The following is a 1448-nucleotide window of genomic DNA, read 5'->3' as shown; positions in this document are numbered from 1 at the left end:
ATGGAACTCTCTGATTTTTTTATCAGGCGGCAAAAACCCTGCCCCAATGGCCGATACGTACTATTACTGTTTGCTTCAGTTTGCAGCCTGAGGATCAGGCCAGTTACGATCCTGACCTTTTGCTCGGGGCTACGCCCCCGGCTCACATCAACCGGTAGCCCGAAGACAGCCAAATCTTTTTTCAGGTTACTCAAACTGAACGATTGCGGACCTTGCTGGCGCTCTGCCCTTCGGCACATGCGCTCTGCGATATTTTCAACCGCATCAGGGCTTTTGCCTCTCAGGAAATTATCAATCGCGCTTAAACTGACAGTCCAGCGATCAAATTTTACCGGGGCTGCGCTGGCACCTTCGCGCCTATAACCGTCATAAAATTGAGGTTGGGACGCAGCTGTGCTTTGGACAGGAATTGATGGCATATTCATAGCAAGTCACCCTTGTGAGGCTGCCCGGGAATAGTCTGCCCTACACGGCAACTGCTCCTGCGTTGCTCTGGCTCCTGCCTTTATGCAGCCGTGCGGTTGCAATAAATTGGTCTAAAAATCCCTGCTTCTTCGTCAAATAGCCCCGCTACTTGTGCCCTTTAGGGTATTCTCCTCAGATTGTGCCCTTTAGGGTATTCTCCTCAGAATCAGAATTTTTTAGCCTCAATTTCTCGCAACCCTCGCTACGGGGTCGCCCAGACAGACGCTATTCTCGGACTACATCCCGGAAGTCATTCGGAGCTGAATTCAGGATTGCATGCAATCAGATCGTTTCGCCTCATTCCTTTGCTCTTGATGCAGCTGCTGCAGCTGTTTGTTCAGAGCTTCAAGATGCATACGAATAGTATCAATATGGTTATTAAGAATCAGACACTCTTTGTTATAAGCTGGTATACCAGCGAATTTTTCGAGCTTCAGTTCTTTGGCTGTTTCTAATGACTTAAGATAAAAATCCCTGAGATCACAAATTTTACCCATGCGATGTTCACCAGGGTATTGAATGGAATATTTCTGAACCTGTCCCTGCAAATCTTTATGCTTGCGTTCATATTGTTTCAAGTAATCATCAAGCTGAGGATCTATCTTATTGTTAACTTCACTGTTTGTAGCAGTAGTCTGTTGTCTATCACTTATTTCAACCTTGTATGGTTCTAGTTTTTTCTTCAATTCATTGAATTTAGAAAGCAAGCCTGCTCGATTAGTGCCGTCATTATTACCGCTTAATTCTTTTAACTCCAATCTTGCTTGCTCAAACAGTGCCTCCACTTCTTTTAACTCACCTTCTCTCACGGGACTGGAAAAACAATCAATGGCAGTGTTCGCCTTGTTAAAGAGTTCTTCGACCCTTTTTCGTATAATCTCACCTCTGTGACCTTCTATTGTCTTCAGTCTTGTGCCCATACTACGATCCTGAATCCGTAACTTCAGAAGACGCTGAAACCTTCGGAAGCCGGTCGTGCCGAT

General features: G+C 45.6%; 2 protein-coding genes. Both read right to left on the bottom strand.

Annotation, left to right across the window (positions count from 1 at the left end):
• The coding region (locus tag KDK14_RS01675; RefSeq protein ID WP_257263281.1) for a hypothetical protein at positions 1-425 on the bottom strand (425 nt) is incomplete at its 3' end.
• A gap of 306 nt (positions 426-731) precedes the next feature.
• A partial coding sequence (locus KDK14_RS01670) for a hypothetical protein (RefSeq protein ID WP_257263280.1) occupies positions 732-1448 on the bottom strand: 717 nt, incomplete at its 5' end.

The organism is Endozoicomonas sp. ONNA2, from assembly GCF_024606365.1.
Lineage (GTDB): Bacteria > Pseudomonadota > Gammaproteobacteria > Pseudomonadales > Endozoicomonadaceae > Endozoicomonas.
This window is presented reverse-complemented; position numbering and strand designations above follow the sequence as displayed.